This is a genomic window from Cryptosporangium sp. NPDC048952, from assembly GCF_043197895.1.
Lineage (GTDB): Bacteria > Actinomycetota > Actinomycetes > Mycobacteriales > Cryptosporangiaceae > Cryptosporangium.
The window spans coordinates 244,283-264,167 of record NZ_JBICTY010000005.1; the positions used below are offsets into that span (position 1 = coordinate 244,283).

Annotated in this window: 20 protein-coding genes; 12 read left to right on the forward strand and 8 right to left on the reverse strand. The window is 70.3% G+C overall.

Annotated features, from left to right (window positions below; all coding sequences use genetic code 11):
- Nucleotides 1–196 precede the first annotated feature (196 nt).
- Nucleotides 197–346 carry a hypothetical protein gene (locus ACGFY5_RS27825; RefSeq protein WP_392724300.1) on the forward strand — a complete coding sequence of 50 codons (150 nt, stop codon included), beginning with the start codon at nucleotides 197–199 and terminating at the stop codon, nucleotides 344–346.
- Here the strand turns inward: ACGFY5_RS27825 and ACGFY5_RS27830 are convergent.
- The gene (locus ACGFY5_RS27830; protein ID WP_392724301.1) at nucleotides 343–1,032 is read right to left on the reverse strand and encodes a Crp/Fnr family transcriptional regulator; all 690 of its coding nucleotides are present in this window, start codon (nucleotides 1,030–1,032) and stop codon (nucleotides 343–345) included. The genes ACGFY5_RS27825 and ACGFY5_RS27830 overlap by 4 nt on opposite strands.
- 161 nt (nucleotides 1,033–1,193) lie before the next feature.
- Here ACGFY5_RS27830 and uvrC point away from each other — a divergent pair, with 161 nt between their 5' ends.
- The 4 genes from uvrC (at nucleotide 1,194) to whiA (ending at nucleotide 6,392) form a co-directional block, all read left to right on the forward strand.
- Complete coding sequence (gene uvrC / locus ACGFY5_RS27835; RefSeq protein WP_392724303.1) at nucleotides 1,194–3,338, forward strand: excinuclease ABC subunit UvrC; 2,145 nt, start codon at nucleotides 1,194–1,196, stop codon at nucleotides 3,336–3,338.
- Nucleotides 3,335–4,261 carry an RNase adapter RapZ gene (gene rapZ, locus ACGFY5_RS27840; protein ID WP_392724305.1) on the forward strand — a complete coding sequence of 309 codons (927 nt, stop codon included), beginning with the start codon at nucleotides 3,335–3,337 and terminating at the stop codon, nucleotides 4,259–4,261. The genes uvrC and rapZ overlap by 4 nt, the downstream gene beginning before the upstream one ends.
- 142 nt (nucleotides 4,262–4,403) lie before the next feature.
- On the forward strand, nucleotides 4,404–5,345 hold the full coding sequence (yvcK, locus tag ACGFY5_RS27845) for a uridine diphosphate-N-acetylglucosamine-binding protein YvcK (protein WP_392724306.1): 942 nt from the start codon (nucleotides 4,404–4,406) through the stop codon (nucleotides 5,343–5,345).
- A 66-nt stretch (nucleotides 5,346–5,411) separates the two neighbouring features.
- A complete protein-coding gene (gene whiA / locus ACGFY5_RS27850) occupies nucleotides 5,412–6,392 on the forward strand; it encodes a DNA-binding protein WhiA (protein ID WP_344649616.1) in 981 nt (326 codons plus the stop codon).
- Nucleotides 6,393–6,489: 97 nt separating this feature from the next.
- On the opposite strand, the gene ACGFY5_RS27855 is transcribed toward whiA, so the two are convergent.
- Genes ACGFY5_RS27855 through ACGFY5_RS27885 form a run of 7 tightly spaced genes read right to left on the reverse strand, consistent with a single transcriptional unit; the run spans nucleotide 6,490 to nucleotide 12,328 of the window.
- Nucleotides 6,490–6,798 (reverse strand): SCO4225 family membrane protein, encoded by a 309-nt coding sequence (locus ACGFY5_RS27855; RefSeq protein WP_392724307.1) that lies wholly within the window; start codon nucleotides 6,796–6,798, stop codon nucleotides 6,490–6,492.
- A gap of 47 nt (nucleotides 6,799–6,845) precedes the next feature.
- Nucleotides 6,846–7,694, reverse strand: coding sequence for an STM4011 family radical SAM protein (locus ACGFY5_RS27860; RefSeq protein WP_392724308.1), 849 nt, complete (start codon nucleotides 7,692–7,694; stop codon nucleotides 6,846–6,848).
- Nucleotides 7,694–8,998, reverse strand: coding sequence for an STM4012 family radical SAM protein (locus ACGFY5_RS27865; RefSeq protein ID WP_392724309.1), 1,305 nt, complete (start codon nucleotides 8,996–8,998; stop codon nucleotides 7,694–7,696). The genes ACGFY5_RS27860 and ACGFY5_RS27865 overlap by 1 nt, the downstream gene beginning before the upstream one ends.
- The gene (locus ACGFY5_RS27870; protein ID WP_392724310.1) at nucleotides 8,995–9,786 is read right to left on the reverse strand and encodes an STM4013/SEN3800 family hydrolase; all 792 of its coding nucleotides are present in this window, start codon (nucleotides 9,784–9,786) and stop codon (nucleotides 8,995–8,997) included. The genes ACGFY5_RS27865 and ACGFY5_RS27870 overlap by 4 nt, the downstream gene beginning before the upstream one ends.
- Nucleotides 9,783–10,874 carry an STM4014 family protein gene (locus tag ACGFY5_RS27875; RefSeq protein ID WP_392724311.1) on the reverse strand — a complete coding sequence of 364 codons (1,092 nt, stop codon included), beginning with the start codon at nucleotides 10,872–10,874 and terminating at the stop codon, nucleotides 9,783–9,785. The genes ACGFY5_RS27870 and ACGFY5_RS27875 overlap by 4 nt, the downstream gene beginning before the upstream one ends.
- Nucleotides 10,871–11,422 carry a hypothetical protein gene (locus ACGFY5_RS27880; protein WP_392724312.1) on the reverse strand — a complete coding sequence of 184 codons (552 nt, stop codon included), beginning with the start codon at nucleotides 11,420–11,422 and terminating at the stop codon, nucleotides 10,871–10,873. The genes ACGFY5_RS27875 and ACGFY5_RS27880 overlap by 4 nt, the downstream gene beginning before the upstream one ends.
- 3 nt (nucleotides 11,423–11,425) lie before the next feature.
- A complete protein-coding gene (locus tag ACGFY5_RS27885) occupies nucleotides 11,426–12,328 on the reverse strand; it encodes an STM4015 family protein (protein ID WP_392724313.1) in 903 nt (300 codons plus the stop codon).
- A 189-nt stretch (nucleotides 12,329–12,517) separates the two neighbouring features.
- Here ACGFY5_RS27885 and ACGFY5_RS27890 point away from each other — a divergent pair, with 189 nt between their 5' ends.
- The 7 genes from ACGFY5_RS27890 to ACGFY5_RS27920 all read left to right on the forward strand — a co-directional run bounded on the left by ACGFY5_RS27890 (nucleotide 12,518) and on the right by ACGFY5_RS27920 (nucleotide 19,851).
- Complete coding sequence (locus tag ACGFY5_RS27890) at nucleotides 12,518–13,018, forward strand: NADPH-dependent FMN reductase (protein WP_392724314.1); 501 nt, start codon at nucleotides 12,518–12,520, stop codon at nucleotides 13,016–13,018.
- On the forward strand, nucleotides 13,015–13,503 hold the full coding sequence (locus ACGFY5_RS27895; RefSeq protein WP_392724315.1) for a flavin reductase family protein: 489 nt from the start codon (nucleotides 13,015–13,017) through the stop codon (nucleotides 13,501–13,503). The genes ACGFY5_RS27890 and ACGFY5_RS27895 overlap by 4 nt, the downstream gene beginning before the upstream one ends.
- Before the next feature lie 85 nt (nucleotides 13,504–13,588).
- Entirely contained in the window at nucleotides 13,589–15,988 is a 2,400-nt protein-coding gene (locus ACGFY5_RS27900; RefSeq protein WP_392724316.1) for an Hsp70 family protein, read from the forward strand.
- A gap of 179 nt (nucleotides 15,989–16,167) precedes the next feature.
- Nucleotides 16,168–17,172: a type I glyceraldehyde-3-phosphate dehydrogenase gene (gene gap / locus ACGFY5_RS27905; RefSeq protein ID WP_392724317.1), complete on the forward strand. Its 1,005-nt coding sequence runs from the start codon at nucleotides 16,168–16,170 to the stop codon at nucleotides 17,170–17,172.
- 1 nt (nucleotide 17,173) lies between these two features.
- Complete coding sequence (locus tag ACGFY5_RS27910; protein ID WP_392724319.1) at nucleotides 17,174–18,373, forward strand: phosphoglycerate kinase; 1,200 nt, start codon at nucleotides 17,174–17,176, stop codon at nucleotides 18,371–18,373.
- A gap of 3 nt (nucleotides 18,374–18,376) precedes the next feature.
- Nucleotides 18,377–19,180 (forward strand): triose-phosphate isomerase, encoded by an 804-nt coding sequence (gene tpiA / locus ACGFY5_RS27915; protein WP_392724320.1) that lies wholly within the window; start codon nucleotides 18,377–18,379, stop codon nucleotides 19,178–19,180.
- A 50-nt stretch (nucleotides 19,181–19,230) separates the two neighbouring features.
- Complete coding sequence (locus tag ACGFY5_RS27920; protein ID WP_392724322.1) at nucleotides 19,231–19,851, forward strand: thiamine diphosphokinase; 621 nt, start codon at nucleotides 19,231–19,233, stop codon at nucleotides 19,849–19,851.
- Nucleotides 19,852–19,885: the final 34 nt, after the last annotated feature.

The window sequence follows — 19,885 nt, forward strand, 5'->3', positions numbered from 1 at the left end:
GCCGGGAGCCACCCATCCGACAAAGATCATCCGGTCGGAGCCTTTCTGAGTCGCCTACCGGACGCTCCGCTGACACGCCGGGGTGAGGCGTGACTACCGTGTGTGGCGACTTGAGCAGTGGGGTCCGGTGCGTCCGGTGAACCATGCCGGATGGAGGGGAATTCCCGCAATGCCCGGAATGTCGAGTATGGTCACCGTGACGTTGAAGACGGCGTGGACCGACTCCACGGGAATCGGCCACCCGCCGGGTTCGGCCGTCCGTGTTCCCGAGACGGTCCTGGACGAGTTGGTGTCCACCGGCGTGATCGTCACCGAACCGGTTGAGACGTGGGTCACCTGCGACTAGGTCATCCCCGCGCGGCGGCGGAGGGCCGGGATGTCGGTGACGACGATCTTGCGGCCCTCGGTGTGGAGCCAGCCGCGCGTCGCGAACGTTCCGAGTGCCTGGTTGACGCTCTGACGTGAACCGCCGGCCATCTCGGCGAGCTGCGTCTGGTTCAGGTCGATCGTCACGACCGGTGACCGGTTGTCGCCGACGAGGCGGATCAGCGTCTTCGCGACCCGGCCCGGCAGGTCCAGGAAGATGTGGTCGGACGTCTGGTCGGTCAGGCGCCGGATGAGTCCGCCGAACGAACGCATGACCCCGTCGAGGATCGGCGGCTGCGTGCGCACGAGCTCGAGGAACGCGCCCCGGGACAGCGCGAGGACGTGCGTCTCCTCCAGCGCCTCCGCCGACGCCGAGCGGCTTCCGCCGTCGAGCAGCGCCAACTCGCCCAGGACGCCGGGAGGCCGGACCACGTAGAGCAACGCGCGGTCACCGGTCGGGGCGGTGCGGAACACGGAGACGGCGCCGCGCCGTACCATGATCAGCGAATCACCGGGGTCCTTCTCCAGGAACAGCAACTGCCCACGCCGGTAGCTGCGCGGAACGGCCGCGGCAGCCACCCGGCTGCGCACGGCGGGCGCGAGGCCGGTGAAGAGATCGACTCCGGCCAGCGGGTCGTCGGCCTGCGGAGTGCCCGGCGTGGTCATCGCGGCCCTTTCGTTTGGGATCGTGGTCGCGTCGTCATCTGGCGACCCATGATGCCGTGTCGTGTCGGATGTCTGACAGCGGGATCGCCTGAAAGGCGATATGTGCGCTACGGACCCGCGCGTCGCTCGGACTGTCGGTGGGCCCGACTAGGCTTTCCACCGTGCCCGACCCGTCCACGTACCGCCCATCTCCGGGAACCATCCCGGAGTCTCCTGGTGTCTACCGTTTCCGGGATTCTCGGGGCACGGTCATCTATGTCGGTAAAGCGAAGAACCTCCGCAACCGTCTGAACTCGTACTTCGCCGATCCGGCCGGCCTCCACCCGCGTACCTATCAGATGGTCACGTCCGCGGCCAACGTCGACTGGGTCGTCGTCACCACCGAGGTGGAGGCGTTGCAGCTGGAGTACTCCTGGATCAAGGAGTACGACCCGCGCTTCAACGTCCGCTACCGCGACGACAAGAGCTACCCGAGCCTGGCGGTGACGCTCTACGAGGAGTACCCGCAGCTCCGGGTGATGCGCGGCCCGAAGAAGAAGGGCGTTCGGTACTTCGGCCCGTACGCGCACGCGTGGGCGATCCGCGAGACGCTCGACCTGCTGCTCCGGGTGTTCCCGGCCCGCACCTGCTCCAGCGGCGTGTTCAAGCGCGCCGGGCAGATCGGGCGGCCGTGCCTGCTCGGTTACATCGACAAGTGTTCGGCGCCGTGCGTCGGCCGGGTCTCGGCCGAGGAGCACCGGGAAATCGTCGAGGACTTCTGCGACTTCATGGCCGGCAAGACCGACCAGATGCTGCGCCGCCTCGAGCGCGAGATGCAGCGCGCCAGCGACGAGCTCGAGTTCGAACGGGCCGCCCGGCTGCGCGACGACATCGGGGCGCTGCGCCGGGCGATGGAGAAGCAGGCCGTCGTCTTCGGCGACGGCACCGACGCCGACGTGATCGCATTCGCCGACGATGGTCTGGAAGCCGCCGTGCAGGTGTTCCACGTCCGCGGCGGGCGGGTGCGTGGCCAGCGCGGCTGGGTCGTCGAGAAGGTGGAGGATCTCGGCGTCGGCGACCTGGTCGAGCAGTTCTGCCTGCAGATCTACGGCGGTGACGAGGTCAACGAGGCGGTGCCGCGGGAGGTGCTGGTCCCGGAGCTGCCGACCGACGCCAGGGTGCTGGAGGAGCTGCTCAGCGAGATGCGCGGTACCCGGGTGGCACTGCGGGTGCCGCAGCGCGGGGACAAGAAGACGCTGATGGAGACCGTCAAGCGCAATGCCGAGCAGGCGTTCACCCAGCACAAGCTGAAGCGAGCGAGCGATCTCACCGCGCGATCGAAGGCGCTCCAGGAGATCCAGGACGCGCTGCTGCTCGACGAGGCGCCGCTGCGGATCGAGTGTTACGACATCTCGCACGTGAGTGGCACGGACATCGTCGGCAGCATGGTGGTGTTCGAGGACGGGCTCGCGCGGAAGTCGGAGTACCGGCGGTTCGCGGTGCGCTCCGGGCCGGACGGGCCGCCCGACGACACGGCGTCGCTCGCGCAGGTGCTGCGCCGGCGCTTCAACCGCTACCTCGACGCCCACGCCGAATCCGGCGACCTTCCCGACGAGGACAAGGACGGGGACGACACGTCCGCCGATCGGGGTGTGCCGGTGGGGATCGATCCGAGCACGGGGCGGCCGCGGAAGTTCGCGTACCCGCCGAACCTCGTCGTCGTCGACGGTGGTGCGCCGCAGGTGGCGGCTGCCGCGCGGGTGCTCGCCGAGCTCGGGATCGACGACGTGGCGCTCTGTGGCCTCGCCAAGCGCCTCGAGGAGGTGTGGCTGCCCGGCGACGACTTCCCGCTCGTCCTGCCGCGCACCAGCGAGGGCCTGTACATGCTGCAGCGCGTCCGCGACGAGGCGCACCGCTTCGCGATCACCTATCACCGGCAGAAGCGCTCCAAGCGGATGACCGAGTCGGCCCTGGACGGGGTCCCGGGCCTCGGCGAGGCCCGGCGCAAGACGCTGCTGCGCCAGTTCGGGTCGCTGAAGCGGCTCAAGCAGGCCACCGCCGACGAACTCGTGTCCGTGCCCGGTATCGGCCGCCGCACGGCCGAGGCGATAGTCGCCGCCCTGGCCGGCGACGCCGCCCCGGCTGCCGGGGCGCCGCTGTCGGCGGACGCGGCGGAGGGCGTGCCGGCGGCTCGGACGGCTCCGGAGGCGTCCGATCGGCGACAAGCGCCCGGAATGTCTGGCGCGCGGGCTGCGGAAACTGGCGCCGACGCAGCAGAATCAGGGGTAACAACAACGCTGCGAGCTGGGGGACACGAAAACCGATGACGATCGGGGAACGGTCGCCGGACGCGGACGACCTCGGGGACGTGGACGGCATCGCCGCCGCACGCGCCGAGATGGACCTCGTGGTGGTCACCGGCTTGTCGGGGGCGGGCCGCAGCACGGTCGCCCGAGCGCTGGAGAACGTCGGCTACTACGTGGTCGACAACCTGCCGCAGACACTCATGGTCACGATGGCCGAACTCGCCTTCGCCTCCGGGGGAGCGGGTCGGCGCACCGCGATGACGCTCGACGTCCGCAGCCGGGCGTTCTCCACGGATCTGCTCGGCGCCGTGGCCGACCTGCGCACCCGGGGCTTCAATCCCCGGGTCGTGTTCGTCGACGCGTCCGACGACGTGCTGATCCGCCGCTTCGAGAGCGTGCGCCGCGCCCACCCGCTGCAAGGGGAGGGTCGGCTCGCCGACGGCATCGCCGCCGAGCGGGTGCTGCTCGCCAACGCGCGCGAACTCGCGGATGTGATCATCGACACCAGCCTGCTCAACGGCAACCAGCTCCGGGGCCGCATCGAGGAGTTGTTCGTCACTCCCGAGCGCACGCTCCACGTCACGACGCTGTCGTTCGGCTTCAAGTACGGGCTCCCGGCCGACGCCGACCTGGTCGTCGACATGCGCTGGCTCCCCAACCCCCACTGGGTGCCGGAGCTGCGGCCGTTCAGCGGCAAGGACCAGGCGGTCAGCGACTACGTGATGGCCCAGCCCGGTGCGGTCGAGTTCCTCGACCAGTACGCGGCGGTCGTCGCGATGGCCACTGACGGCTACAAACGCGAGGGCAAGCGTTACCTCACGATCGCCGTGGGGTGTACGGGCGGTAAGCACCGAAGTGTCGCCAGCGCCCTGGCACTGGCCGCGCGCCTGGAGGCCCGGGGCATCCCCACCACGGTGAGCCACCGGGACCTGGGCCGGGAGTGACCGCCGATGCGGAGCACGGTACCGTCCGCCTCCGCTACGCGTTGCAGGTGAAATTTGCAGTGCGGGGCACTAACGCCGCGAAGCGTTCCATCACGGACCTGCGGTGTTCCGGTGTTGTGCGGCAGATGGGAAGGCGAACGGCGTGATTGGGTCGGACACCGAGCGGCCTCCCCGAGTAGTGGCCTTCGGCGGTGGGCACGGGTTGTTCGCCTCGCTCAAAGCGCTCTGTCTGCTCGGGATCGAACCGACGGCCGTGGTGACGGTCGCCGACGACGGTGGCTCCAGCGGTCGGTTGCGCCGCGAATTCGGCGGAATTCCCCCGGGCGACCTGCGTCAGGCGCTGGTCGCGCTGGCCAACCCGGCTGATCCGGTGACCGCAGCGGTGTTCCAGCACCGCTTTCCCGGCAACGGAGAGCTGGGCGGGCACGCGATCGGAAACCTGATCCTCGCCGGGCTCAGCGACATCCTCGGCGGCACCGTGCAGGCGCTGGATCACGCGTCCCGCGTCCTGGGGTGCCGGGGGCGCGTGCTGCCGATGGCGTCCGAACCGCTCGACATCGAGGCCGACGTCGCCGGTGCGCTGGGCAACGTCATCACCGTCCACGGCCAGCACGAGGTCGCGACCACGAAGGGGCAGGTGCGGCGCGTCCGGGTCACCCCGGCGGACGCCCCGGCCTGCGAGGAAGCCGTCGAGGCCGTGAAGATGGCCGACGTGCTGGTGCTGGGCCCCGGATCCTGGTTCACGAGCGTTCTTCCGCACTTCCTGGTGCCAGAACTCGCCGACGCGATCGTCAGTTCGGCGGCTCAGCGGATCGTCGTCCTGAACCTCAGCACCGACGGCGAAACCAAGGGAATGCCGTTCGATGGCCACCTTTATGCCCTTGCTGAACACGCTCCGGCATTGAAAGTGGACGTCGTGCTGGCAGATCCACACATCGTCGGGGACCACACCGGTCTGTCGCGTGCGGCAGAATCTCTAGGGGGACGACTTGTCGTGGCGCCGGTAGCGGCGTCCGATGGAAGTCCGCGGCACGATCAGCAGGCTCTTGCCGGTGCACTCCGCGGAGTGCTCGGTACCGGCTGAAACCGGTCGGCTGGGGCCGCCGTTCGTGTCGTAACGGGGGCAGAGCGAGACGACTGGAGCAGCGCGATGGCGATGACGGCCGCGGTCAAGGACGAGTTGAGCCGGGTCGTGGTCACGAAACCCTGTTGCCGTAAATCGGAGATGGCAGCGCTGCTGAGATTCGCCGGTGGGCTGCACATCGTCGCCGGCCGGGTCGTGGTGGAGGCCGAGCTCGACACCGGCAACGCCGCCCGGCGGCTGCGGCAGAGCATCGCCGAGGTCTACGGCCACGGCAGCGAGGTGCACGTGCTGACCGCCGGTGGGCTGCGCAAGACCAGCCGCTACATCGTGCGGGTGGTGCGGGAGGGTGATTCGCTGGCCCGTCAAACCGGCCTTCTCGACGTCCGGGGACGCCCGGTGCGCGGGTTGCCGCCGCAGGTCGTGTCCGCGGCGGCGTGCTGCTCGGAAGCGGCGTGGCGAGGTGCGTTCCTCGCGCACGGCTCGCTCACCGAGCCCGGCCGCTCGGCCGCGCTGGAGATCACGTGCCCGGGTCCGGAGGCCGCGCTGGCGTTGGTCGGGGCCGCCCGGCGCATCGGCGTCACGGCCAAGGCGCGCGAGGTGCGTGGCGTCGACCGGGTCGTCGTCCGCGACGGGGACGCGATCGGCGCGCTGCTGACCCGCATCGGTGCCCACGCCAGTGTGCTGGCCTGGGAGGAACGGCGGATGCGCCGCGAGGTGCGGGCCACCGCCAATCGGCTGGCCAACTTCGACGACGCGAATCTGCGCCGGTCGGCACGGGCCGCGGTCGCGGCCGGTGCGCGGGTGGAGCGGGCGATGGAGATCCTCGGCGGAGACGCGCCGGAGCACCTGCTCGCGGCCGGCCGGCTGCGGCTGGCGCACGGCCAGGCATCGCTGGAGGAACTCGGTTCGCTGGCCGACCCGCCCCTGACGAAGGACGCTGTTGCCGGACGCATAAGGCGTCTGCTCGCCCTCGCCGACAAGCGCGCCCACGACACCGGCATTCCCGACACCGAGGCCAGCGTCACCCCGGAGATGCTCGCCCCCTGACCGTTCAGGTGGGCGGGCACTGCCAGCACGCGGCGGTTGTCGTCATCGGAGCGCGGTAGGCCGAGCGCTCCGACGGCGCCGGCCCGGTGGCCGGGGCTCAGTGGGCGGGGTGGCGGCGGGTGCGGCGGTAGAGGGCGACCATGGCGCCGATGGTCGCTGCGTTCGCGAACGCGGCGAGGGCGCAGGCGGCGTAGAACGTGACCGGGCCGAGCACCGAGTCGGGCGTGATCGCCAGGAGCGGCAGCGAGAACGGCAGCGTGACGAAGATGAGCCAGACGCCGGCCAGGTTGGCGTCGGGCTGGTCCCAGGTGAGGACGGTGACCGTGACGAACGCCGCGACCAGCGCGACGCCGATCAGGTAGGCGCGGGAGAACCAGTTGCCGAAGGCGAGCTGAAGGATTCGCATGCGTCTACTTTCGCCGGTAGCTTCTGCCCTGGCGTGAGTGCAAGTACTCAGAATCGGGCGGGTATTCGCTCCAGGATCCCGCCGGCGAAGACGTCGTAGAGCGGCAGCGTCTCCAGGTGCACGTAGCCGATGTGGCAGTCGCACACCGGCAGCGGACACGTCCGCGGGCGCAGCGCAGCCCGGTACGAGCCGTCGTACAGGTTCCCCAGAAGCGAGTCCACGAAGTGGCACCGCCGAACGCTCCCGTCGCCGCGCACCGACAGCACGGTGTCACCGGTGCGGCACGGCTGCCCGGCGGAGACGTGCGGCCGGACGCTGTAGGAGAACAGCGGATCGATCGCGGCCCAGACTCGCTCCTCACCCGGCGTGTAGACGTGTCCCTCGGCGGCGTTCACCCACAGGTAGACGTCCTCGGGTAACGCCTTCCGGAGCCACCGCGCGTCCTCGTAGTGCGCGGGCAGCCCCACGATGCCGACCGAGAACCGGACACCCCGGGACCGCAGCGTCTCGCAGCGCGCCAGGAAGTTGCCCTTCGCGATCTGCGTCGGGTGGTATGTGGCCCACAGCGCGAGACGCTCGAAGTCCGCGTCGGCCATCCACCCGAACTTCGCCGACAGGTTCGTCTGGATCGCCACCGTACCGACGTGCGGAAGCTGGGACAGGTCGGCCAGCGCCCGCTGGTACCACGTCCGCGTCAGGCCTTCGCCCCACGGCGTGAACAGCACCGAGAGCCGGTCGCCGTCAGGGTTGCGGGTCACCCAGTCGGTGAACCGCTCGAGCGCTTCCCGGTCGGCTCTCAACGTCGCCGGGCTGTCACGACGCTTGGCGAACGGGCAGTACGCGCAGTCGTAGTTGCAGCTCGCGAGCGGGCCGCGGTACAGGAGCGAGAGGTCCATCAGCGCATCACATGCTCTTCCATCGCGGCCCGCACCGCGCTCGACACCAGCCACGGGCCGATCGCATCGGCGCGTTCCAACCCGTCGTCGGTGAGCGCGACGAGAGTGGCGTCCCGCGTGAGCCATCCCCGCTCGGCGAGCTGGGAGAGCTGCGGGAAGTCGGTGTCGACAGAGGTCCCGAACCGGGCTCCGTAGTCGGCGGGCACCAGGCCCTCGGAGCGCAGCAGCGACTTCACCAGCCAGCGTCGCCGTTGTTCGGCGTCGTCGAGGTGGTACCCGACCTCGGCGTGGTCGAAGTCCGACGCCGGGCGGGCGAGGTAGTCGTCGATGATCGCCCGGACCTGGCCGATGCCGACCGCGTAGTCGAACGAGTAGTGGAGGTCGGTGGTGTACGAGCGGGCGCCGCAGCCGAGCCCGACCATGCCGTCGTCCTGGCAGTGGTAGTCGGTGGGGTCGTCGTCGGCGGGTCGTCGGAAGTGCCGGAGCGAGAGTTGTCGGTAGCCCGCGGCGCGGAGCCGGTCCCGACCCTGCCGGTAGAGCGCGAGGCGCTGGGCGTCCCAGGCCGGATCGCTTCCGTCCGGGCTGCGTCGCCCCAACCCCGTGAGCGGCCGGACGTAGAGCGGGTAGAGGAAGACCTCCTCCGGCGCCCACTCCAGCGCCGTGGCCAGCGAGTACTCCCAGCTCCGCTCGGTCTGCCCGTCGATGCCGTAGATCAGGTCGACGTTGAGTTCCGGGATGCCCGAGGCGCGGATCGCGTCGAGCGCACGATCGACCTCCGCGCGCTTCTGCGGACGCCCGGCCGCGTGGGCCTCGGCGTCGAGGAAGCTCTGCACACCGATGCTGACCCGGGTGGTGCCGCGCTCGGCGAGCACCGCCAGCCGGTCCGGCGTCGCGGTGGCCGGGGAGGTCTCGACGGCGGTGGGGACCGCCCCGCGGCCGAACGCGTCGAGCAGGTCGAACAGCTCGGTCAGCTCCGACGCGGTGAGGTAGGTCGGCGTGCCCCCGCCGACAGCGGCCTGCGCGACGGTCACCGGCCCCAGTGCGTCGGCCACCCGCCGGGTTTGCACCCGGAGCTGGGCGAGATACGCGCTGACCTGTTCGGCCGGTGGGTTGGCGCGGGTGAACAGGTTGCAGAATCCGCAGCGCATCTCGCAGAACGGCAGATGGGCGTAGAGGAACAGCGCGTCGGTGGGCTCGGCGCCCCAGACCTCGCCCAGCGCCGGGCGCGGCCGGAGCGGTCGGTAGGCGGTCTTGTGCGGGTAGGCGTAGAGGTAGCCCTGGTAGGGCGAGCCGTCGAGCGTCACGGGAGCACCACCTCCGCGTACGGCACGGTCCAGACCACCTCGTGGGCGACGCGGTGTCCGGTGTGGCCGCCCTCGCCGTAGGCCGTTCCGTGGTCGGACGTCAGGATCGCGGCCACCGAGCGGTTGCGGCCGGTGACCGCGTCGAACAGCCGGGGCAGGTGCGCGTCGACGTACTCCAGCGCGGCCGCGTGGGTCTCCCGCGAGTCGTGCCCGGCGCCCGACACGTAGTGCCGGTTGGGCTGGTGCACCGCGGCGACGTTGACGAAGAGGAACAGCGGTCGGTCACGATCGAGCTCCGCGGTGACCGTTTCGATCCGGTCGAGCTGGGCCTCGAAGCAGGCGGGGTTCGTCACGCCGAACGCGGGCTCCCAGTGCGCTTCGGCGAACAGCCCGGGCAGCACCCGGCCCAGCGCGGATTCCGGATTGAAGAAGCCGACGCCCCCGACGCACACCGTTCGGTAGCCGACGTCCCGGAGGGCGGTGACGAGGTCCGGGGCGTCGAACACCCAGGTGTCGTCGGTGGTGGATTCGCTGCCGGGGAACGCGGCGGCGAACCGGCGGGGGTGGGGGCCCGGTGTCGTCGGCGTCGGGAGGAAGCCGGCGAAGAAGGCCTGGTGAGCGGCGTAGGTGAAGCTTGCCGGGGTGTGGCGACGTTCCCACTGTCCGCCGGGGAGCACGTTCGCCAGGTTCGGGGTGCGACCGGCGGCGGCGAGTTCAGCCGCGACGTCGTACCGGAGCGTGTCGAACGTGACGAAGAGTAGGTCGTGCGTCCCGATCAGCCCTTTCATACCGGCACACCCAGCGCGGCGACCTGAGCCTCGTAGGTGCTGCGGCCGTGCTCGTCGAGGACGCCGGGCAGCAGGTCGCCGAACGCGTTGACCTCGGCCACCGCGTGGGTGCGCTTGTCCACACCGATCATCAGATCGACGCCGACGTGCGGGCTGCCCGGGAACACCGCCGCTGCCGCGACGCACGTGGCGAGCGCCGACTCGTACGCCGCCGGGCCGACCAGCGCGCGCACCGCTCCGACGTCACCGCGGGCGTTGCCGAGGTGGAGGTTGGTCAGCGGAGTGCGGCTGGTGCGCACCACGACGTGCCCCGGACGCCCGGCCACCACGAGCACACGCAGGTCGAACGAGCGCCCGCCGATCGACGCCTTGGGGAACCACCGCTCGACGTGCAGGCCGTCGGGAGCCAGTGCGTCGACGATCGTCGCGACCGAACGCTCGTCGGTGTACCGGCGCACCCGCAGGGAGTTGTACAGCCGCCCGTCGTCGGCGAGCTCCACCGACGTCGTGGCCGACAGCCGCCCGCGCCCGACCTGCAGTGCGATCACCCCGGACGCCGACGAGCCGTGCGCCGGCTTCGCGAACACCCGGGCATGTCCCGCCGCGCGCATCGCCGCCCGCAACTCGTCGTACCCACCGATCGAACCGCCCGGCGCGGCTCGGACGTCCCGGGAGGTGGCGGGAAGGGCGTCGGGCACTGGGACACCGGCCGCTCGGAGCCGCGCGTGGGCGACCCGTTTGTCGAACAGGACTGCGATCTCCCCGATGTCGTGGAGCAGTGTGGCGCCGGCCGCGTCCGCCGCCGCCTCGATCCGCCCCAGCGCGGCCCGGAACCCCCGGTACCAGGCCGCCCCGCCGTGGATCTCGCCGAAGACCGCGGGCCGGTCGGCACCCCGCAGCAGCCGATCGACCTCGGCGTCCTCACCGGAGGAGTCGATCCGCACCAACGCACCCGCGGGAACCGTCACCGGGCCGGCCGCGACCGCGCGCCACGGCAGCACCTCGACGTCGTGCCCGACCGCACGCGCCGCCGCGCCGAACATCGTCGCCCGGCGGTTCTCGGGATTGCCGACCACCACGATCATCATTCGCCGACCGCGACGTACCGCTCGTCTTCGGCTTCTTCGAACTGCGATTCGGAGGTGTCGATCCGGACGTCCGGCAGTGCGGTGCCCAGGCGCTCCAGTCCTTCCTCGCCGAACCAGAGCTCGAGGTGCTCCAGCGCGGGAAAGTCACTGGCGGCGACCGCCCGGGCCACCCCGGCCGGCAGGCCGCCCGTCTCGAACGCGAGCTCGCGGAGCGCGGTGTGCGTCACTGGTTGCATCTCCAGATTCTTCGAGCCGCGCACACGGAGCACTTCCAGCTTGGGGAAGGCGGCGAACAGCGGCGTGATGTCGCAGTGCTCGATCCAGGAGATCTCGCACTCGTCGGGCGTCATGTCGGCGAGAAATAGCGCCCGCAGGTCAGGCATTCGGTCGGCCAGCTCGGCGATCTCCGCGATCGGAGGCGCGGATTCGGCCGGATCTCCCCAGTTGCCGATCACCAGCGCCTGGATCGGCAAGCGGTCGATCAGCGTCGATTTCGGGGCCGATTCGCGGCGGACCGTAGCAAGCCCGACCGACAACTCGGTGAACACGAATCACTCGCCGACGGCGACGTACCGGTAGCGTTCGTTGAGCTGCGAATCCTCCGTGTCGAGCACGACGCCCGGCAGCGCGGCGGCCAGCTGGGCGAGCATCTCGTCGCTGACCAGATGGTGGTGCAGGTCGAGCCGCTCCAGCCCGGTGAGGGACTGCCCGGCCAGCAGCGCCGTCACGCCGGCGTCGCTCAGCAGCCCGAGAGACAGGTCGAGCGTCGTCAGGCGCGGCACGACCGGGGCCTGGGCGAGCGCGGCCGCGACGTCGTCGGCGATCTCGGCGTTGCGCAGCCCCAGGTGACGCAGTGCCGGGAGACGTTCACCGGACAGGATCCCGGCGAGATCCTCGACGCTGGTGTCGCCGCCGTAGTTCGGGGTGCCGAGCCACACCTCGAGGTGGCGGAGGGCCGGGAAGTCGCTCGCGCCGACGTCCCGCACCACCTGTGGCGGCAATCCGCCCGACTCGAAGGCGAGCTCGCGGAGCGTCTCGTGGCGCACGGTCCCCAGCTGCAGTGACTCGCTGCCCCTGATACGCAGTACCTCCAGGGAGGGGATTGCTGCGAGCAGCGGAGCGACGTCGCCGAGCTGGATCCAGGAGATCTCGCACTCCTCGTACGTCATCTCGCCGAGGAACAGCGCTCGGAGCTCCGGCAACCGCGGCGCCGCCGCGACGATGTCACCGATCGGTGCAGGGTTCTCGTAGCAATCGCCCCAGTCGCCGATGACCAGCGCCTCGACCGGATGCCGACCGATCAGTTCGTTGAGCTGGCGGACGAACTCACCGCGCGGCGCATCGAAGCCCGGGGAGATCCGCCAGGCCACCGATGTCTCGACCGGCTCACCGTCACCGGGCCACTCCCGTACCGGCAGCCCCGCGAACGTACTCACGTTCTCGTTGATCGTCACGCGCCGGACGCTAGCAATCCTGACCGACAGTTCGTTGCGGCTGTCCACAGGCCCGATCTGTCGCCGAAACTGTCGAATGCCCTTAACCAACGACGCTGTCGATTGGGATTGTGTGATGCAGGGCGCAACGTTGTCCCTGGACGACCGCCCGGTTCTGGCGGACGGTGTTATGGAGCGAGGGAGACCTGAATGAACGTGGCAGTGGTGGCCGGCAACCCCAAGCCGCAGTCGCGCACCCTCGACGCCGCGACCCGGGTGGCCCGCGAGCTGACCGGCCAGGAGCCCGACACCGTCGTGGACGTCATCACGCTCGGTGCCGGCCTGCTCGGCTGGGGTGACGCCGGGGTGGCCGCCGCTGTCGAGTCGGTGCGCTCGGCCGACGTCGCAGTGTTCGCCAGCCCCACGTTCAAAGCCACCTACACCGGCGTCCTCAAGCTGTTCCTCGACCAGTTCGCCACCGCCGAGGGGCTGGCCGGTGTCGTCGCCGTGCCGGTGATGCTCGGTGCTGGGCCCGGGCACGCGATGGCGCCCGACCTGCTGCTCAAGCCGGTACTCGTCGAGTTGGGTGCGTCCTGCCCGACGCCCGGCCTCTACCTGATCGACTCCACCTACACCGACAGCTCGGCGATCGCCGACTACGCGAAGCGGTGGGCGGGCGCGGTCGCCGGAACCGCATCAGGGCTGCGATGAGGACTGTCGCCGACGCGGCGCCCCGCGAACTCCGCGACGTCTACGGGGCGTTTCCCAGCGGTGTCGTCGGGCTCTGCGCGCTGGTCGAGGGCGTGCCGGTCGGCATGGCTGCCAGCAGCTTCGTCGCGGTGTCGCTCGAGCCGCCGTTGGTGGCGGTGTGCGTCCAGAAGACGTCGACGACCTGGCCGCGGCTCCGGAGCCTGCCACGCCTCGGCGTGAGCGTGCTGGGGGAGTCGCACGACCTGGCCGCCAAGCGGCTGGCCGCGAAGACCGGTGACCGGTTCGAAGGCCTGTCGATCGGCACCACCGACGGTGGGGCGGTGCTCATCGAGGGAGCCAGCGCGTGGCTCGAGTGCACTGTCGACCGCGAGGTGCCGGCCGGTGACCACGACATCGTCCTGCTGCGGATCGAGACGTTCGAGTACGAACCCGCTGTTGCGCCGCTGGTTTTCCACTCCAGCGGATTCCGGCGCCTGTCTGCCTGAAACCACTGGTGCCTGGTGGCACTGCCGCGTGACGCTACTGTCCGTCAGGTAACCCAGGGCTAGTCTTGTCACCTACTGTTGCGGCGTGGTTGTGGACTCCTATCGGCTCGGCATCGACTTCGGAACGTCCAGCACGGTTGCCGCGCTGGTCGGTGCGGACGGAAGGGTGCGCCCGCTTCTGTTCGACTCGTCCCCTTTGCTCTCTTCCGCCGTGTTCGTCGGCCCCGACGGGGTTCCGTTGACCGGTGCCGACGCCGAGCGCGCCGGGCTCTCGTTCGCGGCCGGACTGGAGCCCAACCCCAAGCGCCGGATCGACGACGGCACGCTCTGGCTGGGCGAACGGGAGATCGGCGTCGTCGATCTGATCGGTGTCGTGTTGCGTCGGGTCGCCGAGGAGGCCTATCGGGTGACCGGCCGGCGGCCCGCCGGGGTCGTTCTCACGCATCCGGCGGCGTGGCGGCAGACGCGGCTGGGGTCGCTGGCGTCCGCGGCCGCTGGGGCGGGGCTCGGTGAGGTGCGGTTCGTGCCGGAACCGGTGGCCGCTGCGGCGTACTTCGCCCGGGTGCTGGGGCACACGTTGCCTGCCGATCGCTGTCTCGTCGTCTACGACTTCGGCGCGGGGACGTTCGACGTCAGCGTCGTGCGGCCGGTCGGGCCCGGGTTCGAGGTCGTCGCCTCGGCCGGGTTGCCGGACGTGGGAGGGTTGGATCTGGACGCCGCTGTCGTTGCGCACGCCCGTGCGCTGACCGGTGGGGCCACTGACGCGTGGGCGCGTCTGGACTGGCCGCAGACGCCGGCCGACCAGCAGGCGCGGTACGCGTTGTGGCGAGCCGCGAAAGCGGCGAAAGAGCAGCTTTCGCGGCATCCGGCGACGGACCTGCACGTGCCGTTGGTCGGCTCTGACGTGCGGTTGACTCGCGAGGAGTTCGAGAAGCTCGCATCGCCGCTGCTGGACCGGACGTCGTCGTTGACGTTGGGGGTGCTGCGGGAGGCCCGGGTCGCGCCGGAGCAGGTCGGGGGTGTGTTCCTGGTCGGGGGCTCGTCGCGGATTCCGCTCGCGGCCACCCTGTTGCACCGGACGCTGCGCATCGCGCCCACCGCCCTCGACTACCCCGAACTCGTCGTCGCCGAAGGCAGCCTCCACGCCGTAGACGCGATCCCGACCGAGGCCCCACCCCCACCCCAGCCAGTCCCACCCGGCGCGGGCGCGCCCGCGCCGGGCGCCTACGGCGGCCGCGCCCCGGTCAGCAGCCCCGTATCCGGCGGCCCCGTCCCGACCGCGCAGTACACGGCCCCGTTATCCCCACCCGTCACTGGCGCATACGCCCAGGGTGCGGCAGCGCCCGCCCACGGCCCGCGTGCGCACGGCGCTGCCGCGCACGGCGGCCCCGGTGCGCACGGCGGTCCGCCGTCCTCCCGTGGGGGCGGGAAGGGAAAGCGGCTCGCGGTGGGGATCGGTGGAGTGGCGGTGCTGGTGGTGGTCGCGGTCGTGGCGACGCTGCTCGTGCTGCGGCCGTGGACGCAGAAACCGATCACCGGCGCCACGTACGTCGAAACCCTCGAGGGCCACACCGACGACGTCACAGCTGTCGCGTTCAGCGGCCCGGACGGCAACCTGCTCGCCAGCGCCAGCGACGACGACACGATCCGCTTCTGGAACGTCGAGGACGCCAAGAAGGACGGGCGCGACCTGACTGGCTTCACGCTTTCGCCGGAAAGGCTCGAGTTCAACCCCGACGGCAGCCGCCTGCTCACGCTGTCGGGCAGCTACGTCCAGATCTGGGACACCGCGGCCCGCCGCGGCGCATTCGACACCATCAACGAACTCGACACCGCGAGCGGCCTGCAGAGCCCCGGCTCGCTCCTCGACGTCACCTTCGTCAACGACGGCAAACAGGTCCAGGCCGCGTTCACCTACGGGTCGGTCGTCACCTGGAACACCTCCGACGGCAAGCGGGCCGGCACGTACCCGACCATCGCCGGTCCGGACAAGCTGTTCTCCGAGGTCGCGTCCAGCCCCGACGGAACGCGCCTCGCCACCGTCGCCAGCAAGGACGGGTTGCGCCTGTACGACGTCAAGAAGAAATCTTTGGTGGGCGGCGAACTGAAGACCCCGGACGACATCGGTTCGTTCGACAACCTGACCTTCAGCCCGGACGGCACGAAGCTCGCCGTCTCCAGCTCCTACGACGTGTTCGTGTTCGACCTCGACACCGGCAAGATCGTCGACACCGTCGAAGGCCACACGGCCTCGATCAACACGATCGCGTTCAGCCCCGACGGCAAGGTCCTCGCGTCGTCAGGGAACGACAACCGGATCCTGCTGTGGGACCTCGACGGCGACCGTCAGATCGGCGCGCCGGTGAAACGGGCGGCCAAGACCGGCACCTGGATCACCGGGCTCGCGTTCAGTGCGGACGGTGAACATTTGGCGAGCTCGAGCACGGACAAGACGGTCATTCTCTGGAAAATCACCCGTGAATAGTCGCATCGGTACGGAACATCGGCGCTGAATCGATTCGGCGGGACCGGTACGATGTGAGCCGCAGCTCCTCGATAGGCTCGACGTCGAGAACGACGTCTCGTCGCCGGTCGGGGGCTTACGGATCGCGGCCGTCCGAGGGGACGAAAGAGCCGCAATCACACATCGGCGAGGGAGTACGCGTGACCATCCGGGTAGGCATCAACGGGTTCGGACGTATCGGGCGCAACTTCTTCCGTGCCGCCCTGTCGTCGGGCGCCGACATCCAGGTCGTCGGGGTCAACGACCTCACCGACAACGCCACGCTGGCGCACCTGCTCAAGTACGACAGCATCCTGGGCCGGCTGCCCCACGAGGTGAAGGCCTCGGCGGACGAGATCTCGGTCGGCGGCCAGACGATCAAGGCCCTCGAGGAGCGCGACCCGGCCAAGCTGCCGTGGGGCGACCTCGGCGCGGACGTCGTCATCGAGTCGACCGGATTCTTCACCGACGCCACCAAGGCCAAGGCGCACATCGACGGCGGCGCGAAGAAGGTCATCATCTCGGCGCCGGCCAAGAACGAAGACGTCACCGTCGTCATGGGTGTCAACCACACCGACTACGACCCGGCGACGCACAACATCATCTCGAACGCGTCGTGCACCACGAACTGCCTCGGCCCGCTGGCCAAGGTGCTCAACGACGAGTTCGGCATCGTCAAGGGTCTGATGACCACGGTGCACGCCTACACGCAGGACCAGAACCTGCAGGACGGCCCGCACAAGGACCTGCGCCGCGCACGCGCCGCCGCGCTGAACGTCGTTCCCACCAGCACCGGTGCGGCCAAGGCCATCGGCCTGGTGCTGCCGGAGCTCAAGGGCAAGCTCGACGGTTACGCGCTGCGCGTGCCGATCCCGACCGGTTCGGCCACTGACCTCACGGTCGAGCTCGGCCGCGACGCCACGGTCGAGGAGATCAACGCCGCCTACCAGGCCGCCGCGAACGGCCCGCTGAAGGGCTACCTGTCCTACAACAGCGACCCGATCGTGTCGTCGGACATCGTCACGGACCCGGCGTCCTGCATCTACGACGCGCCGCTGACCAAGGTCATCGGCAACCAGGCCAAGGTCGTCGGCTGGTACGACAACGAGTGGGGCTACTCCAACCGCCTCGTCGACCTGGTCAACTACATCGGGAAGACCCTCTGACGTGAAGTCTCTCGACGACCTGCTCGCCGAGGGCGTTGCCGGTCGGCGCGTCCTGGTACGCGCCGACCTGAACGTCCCGCTCGACGGGCAGAAGATCACCGACGACGGCCGCATCCGCGCGGTGCTGCCGACGATCACCGCGCTCCGCGACGCCGGCGCGAAGGTGGTCGTGTTCTCCCACCTCGGCCGCCCGAAGGGTGCGCCGGACCCGAAGTACTCGCTGGAACCGGTCGCGCAGCGGCTGGACGAGCTGCTGGGCGCCCCGGTGACGTTCGCGACCGACACCGTCGGGCCCCAGGCCCAGGAGGCCGTCGCCGGCCTCGGCGACGGCGGCGTCGTGCTGCTGGAGAACCTCCGGTTCAACGCCGGGGAGACCAGCAAGGACGACGCCGAGCGCCGTGCGTTCGCGACGGAGCTGAGCCACTTCGCCGGCCAGGACGGCGCCTACGTGGACGACGCGTTCGGCGCCGTGCACCGCAAGCACGCCAGCGTCCACGACCTGGCCGAGCTGCTGCCGGCGTACGCCGGTGGCCTGGTGCGGCGCGAGCTCGAGGTGCTGCGGACGCTGACCGGCACGCCGGAGCGTCCGTACGTCGTCGTGCTCGGTGGCAGCAAGGTCTCCGACAAGCTCGGGGTCATCGACGCGCTGCTGCCGAAGGTCGACACGCTGCTCATCGGCGGCGGGATGTGCTTCACGTTCCTGGCCGCCCAGGGCCACGGCGTGGGTGACTCGCTGCTCGAGCAGGAGATGATCGACACCTGCCGCCGGCTGCTCGCCGAGGGTGGCGACAAGATCGTGCTGCCCACCGACGTCGTGCTCGCCGACGACTTCAGCGCGGACGCCAACACCAAGGTCGTTCCGGCCGACAAGCTCGAAGACGGCTGGAAGGGCCTGGACATCGGCCCGGAGTCCGTGCGTTTGTTCGCTGACAAGCTGGCCGGCGCGAAGACGGTGTTCTGGAACGGCCCGATGGGCGTGTTCGAGCTCGCTCCGTTCGCCGAGGGCACCCGCGGGGTGGCCGAAGCGGTCGCCTCCGTCGACGGCCTCACGATCGTCGGTGGTGGCGACTCCGCCGCCGCGGTCCGTCAGCTCGGCATCGACGAAGCGCGCTTCGGTCACATCTCGACCGGTGGCGGTGCCTCGCTGGAGTTCCTCGAGGGCAAGGAACTGCCCGGCGTCGCCGCACTCGAAAGGGCCTGACTGATGGCGAAGAAGGTCACTTTCGACAGGCGTCCGCTGATCGCGGGCAACTGGAAGATGAACCTGAACCACCTCGAGGCGATCTCGCTCACCCAGAAGGTGGCGATCAGCCTCACCGAAGAGCAGCTCGCCCTCGTCGAGGTCGCGGTCATCCCGCCGTTCACCGATCTGCGTAGCGTCCAGACGCTCGTCGACGGCGACAAGCTGCTCATCGTCTACGGTGCGCAGGATCTGTCGCAGTACGACAGCGGGGCGTACACCGGGGACATCTCCGGTGCGATGCTCGCGAAGCTCGGCTGCACGTACGTGGTGATCGGCCACTCCGAGCGGCGCGAGTACCACAACGAGGACGACGCGCTGGTCAACGCGAAGGTCAAGGCCGCGTTCAAGCACGGGATCACGCCGATCCTGTGCGTGGGCGAGGGTCTGGGAGTGCGGGAGGAAGCCCAGCACGTGTCGCACTGCACGTCGCAGCTCGACGCGGCGCTGGCGAAGATCACCGCCGAGCAGGTCAAGGACATCGTCATCGCGTACGAGCCGGTCTGGGCGATCGGCACCGGCAAGGTGGCGACGCCGGAGGACGCGCAGGAAGTCTGCGGCGCGATCCGGGCACGGCTGGCCGAAAAGTACTCGCAGGAGATCGCGGACGGCATCCGGATCCTCTACGGCGGCTCGGTCAAGGCGAAGAACGTCGCCGCGATCATGGCGCAGCCCGATGTGGACGGTGCGCTGGTGGGTGGCGCGAGCATCGACGCGGACGAGTTCGCGACGATCGCCCGCTTCCCCGAGCACGCGACCGCAAGCTGAGCAGTACATTCGAATCGGCCGGGGGCTCGCCCCCGGCCGATTCGTCTCTGGTGATTGTCGTCGCCGGCGGTGAGGCGCCTGTGGCCGCCGCGCTGGACGGGCTGCCTGCCGACGCGTTCGTGGTGGCCGCCGACTCGGGGGTGGACGGGGCCCACGGCATCGGGTTGCGGGTCGGGCTCGCGATCGGGGACTTCGATTCCGCGTCGGAGGGGGCCGCCGACCGCGTCCTCGCGGAGGGCGGCCGCGTCGAGCGGTACCCCGCGAAAAAGGACGCCACCGACCTGGAGTTGGCGCTGGACGCCGCGCTGGCTCGCACTCCGTCGCGGATCGTCGTGCTCGGCGGCGCCGGCGGCCGGTTCGACCACTGGCTCGCTGTCGCGTTCCTGCTCGCGTCCCCGCTGTACGAGGGCGTGGCGATCCAGGCCCGCTGGGCCGAGGCGACGGCGACGGTGGTGCGGGAGCCAGTCACTCTGACCGGGCACCCCGGCGACATCCTGACGCTTCTCCCGGTACACGGCCCGGCCCTCGGCGTGAGCGCCGAGGGCGTCGAGTGGCCGCTCCACGACGAAGACCTCGCCCCCGGCACGACCCGCGGCGTCTCCAACGTGCTGACCGGCACGGCTGCCCGTGTGGGCGTCCGCGCCGGAACGGTCCTCGCCATCCAGCCGTGAACGTTCTGGTGGGTCATAGCCCACCAGAACGTTC

Excerpts from the sequence above, each read along its gene's own strand:
- ACGFY5_RS27830 (WP_392724301.1), bottom strand. The coding sequence starts at position 1,032 with ATGACCACGCCGGGCACTCCGCAGGCCGACGACCCGCTGGCCGGAGTC.
- rapZ (WP_392724305.1), top strand. The coding sequence starts at position 3,335 with ATGACGATCGGGGAACGGTCGCCGGACGCGGACGACCTCGGGGACGTG.
- whiA (WP_344649616.1), top strand. The coding sequence starts at position 5,412 with ATGGCGATGACGGCCGCGGTCAAGGACGAGTTGAGCCGGGTCGTGGTC.
- ACGFY5_RS27855 (WP_392724307.1), bottom strand. The coding sequence starts at position 6,798 with ATGCGAATCCTTCAGCTCGCCTTCGGCAACTGGTTCTCCCGCGCCTAC.
- ACGFY5_RS27860 (WP_392724308.1), bottom strand. The coding sequence starts at position 7,694 with ATGGACCTCTCGCTCCTGTACCGCGGCCCGCTCGCGAGCTGCAACTAC.
- ACGFY5_RS27870 (WP_392724310.1), bottom strand. The coding sequence starts at position 9,786 with ATGAAAGGGCTGATCGGGACGCACGACCTACTCTTCGTCACGTTCGAC.
- ACGFY5_RS27875 (WP_392724311.1), bottom strand. The coding sequence starts at position 10,874 with ATGATGATCGTGGTGGTCGGCAATCCCGAGAACCGCCGGGCGACGATG.
- ACGFY5_RS27890 (WP_392724314.1), top strand. The coding sequence starts at position 12,518 with ATGAACGTGGCAGTGGTGGCCGGCAACCCCAAGCCGCAGTCGCGCACC.
- ACGFY5_RS27895 (WP_392724315.1), top strand. The coding sequence starts at position 13,015 with ATGAGGACTGTCGCCGACGCGGCGCCCCGCGAACTCCGCGACGTCTAC.
- tpiA (WP_392724320.1), top strand. The coding sequence starts at position 18,377 with ATGGCGAAGAAGGTCACTTTCGACAGGCGTCCGCTGATCGCGGGCAAC.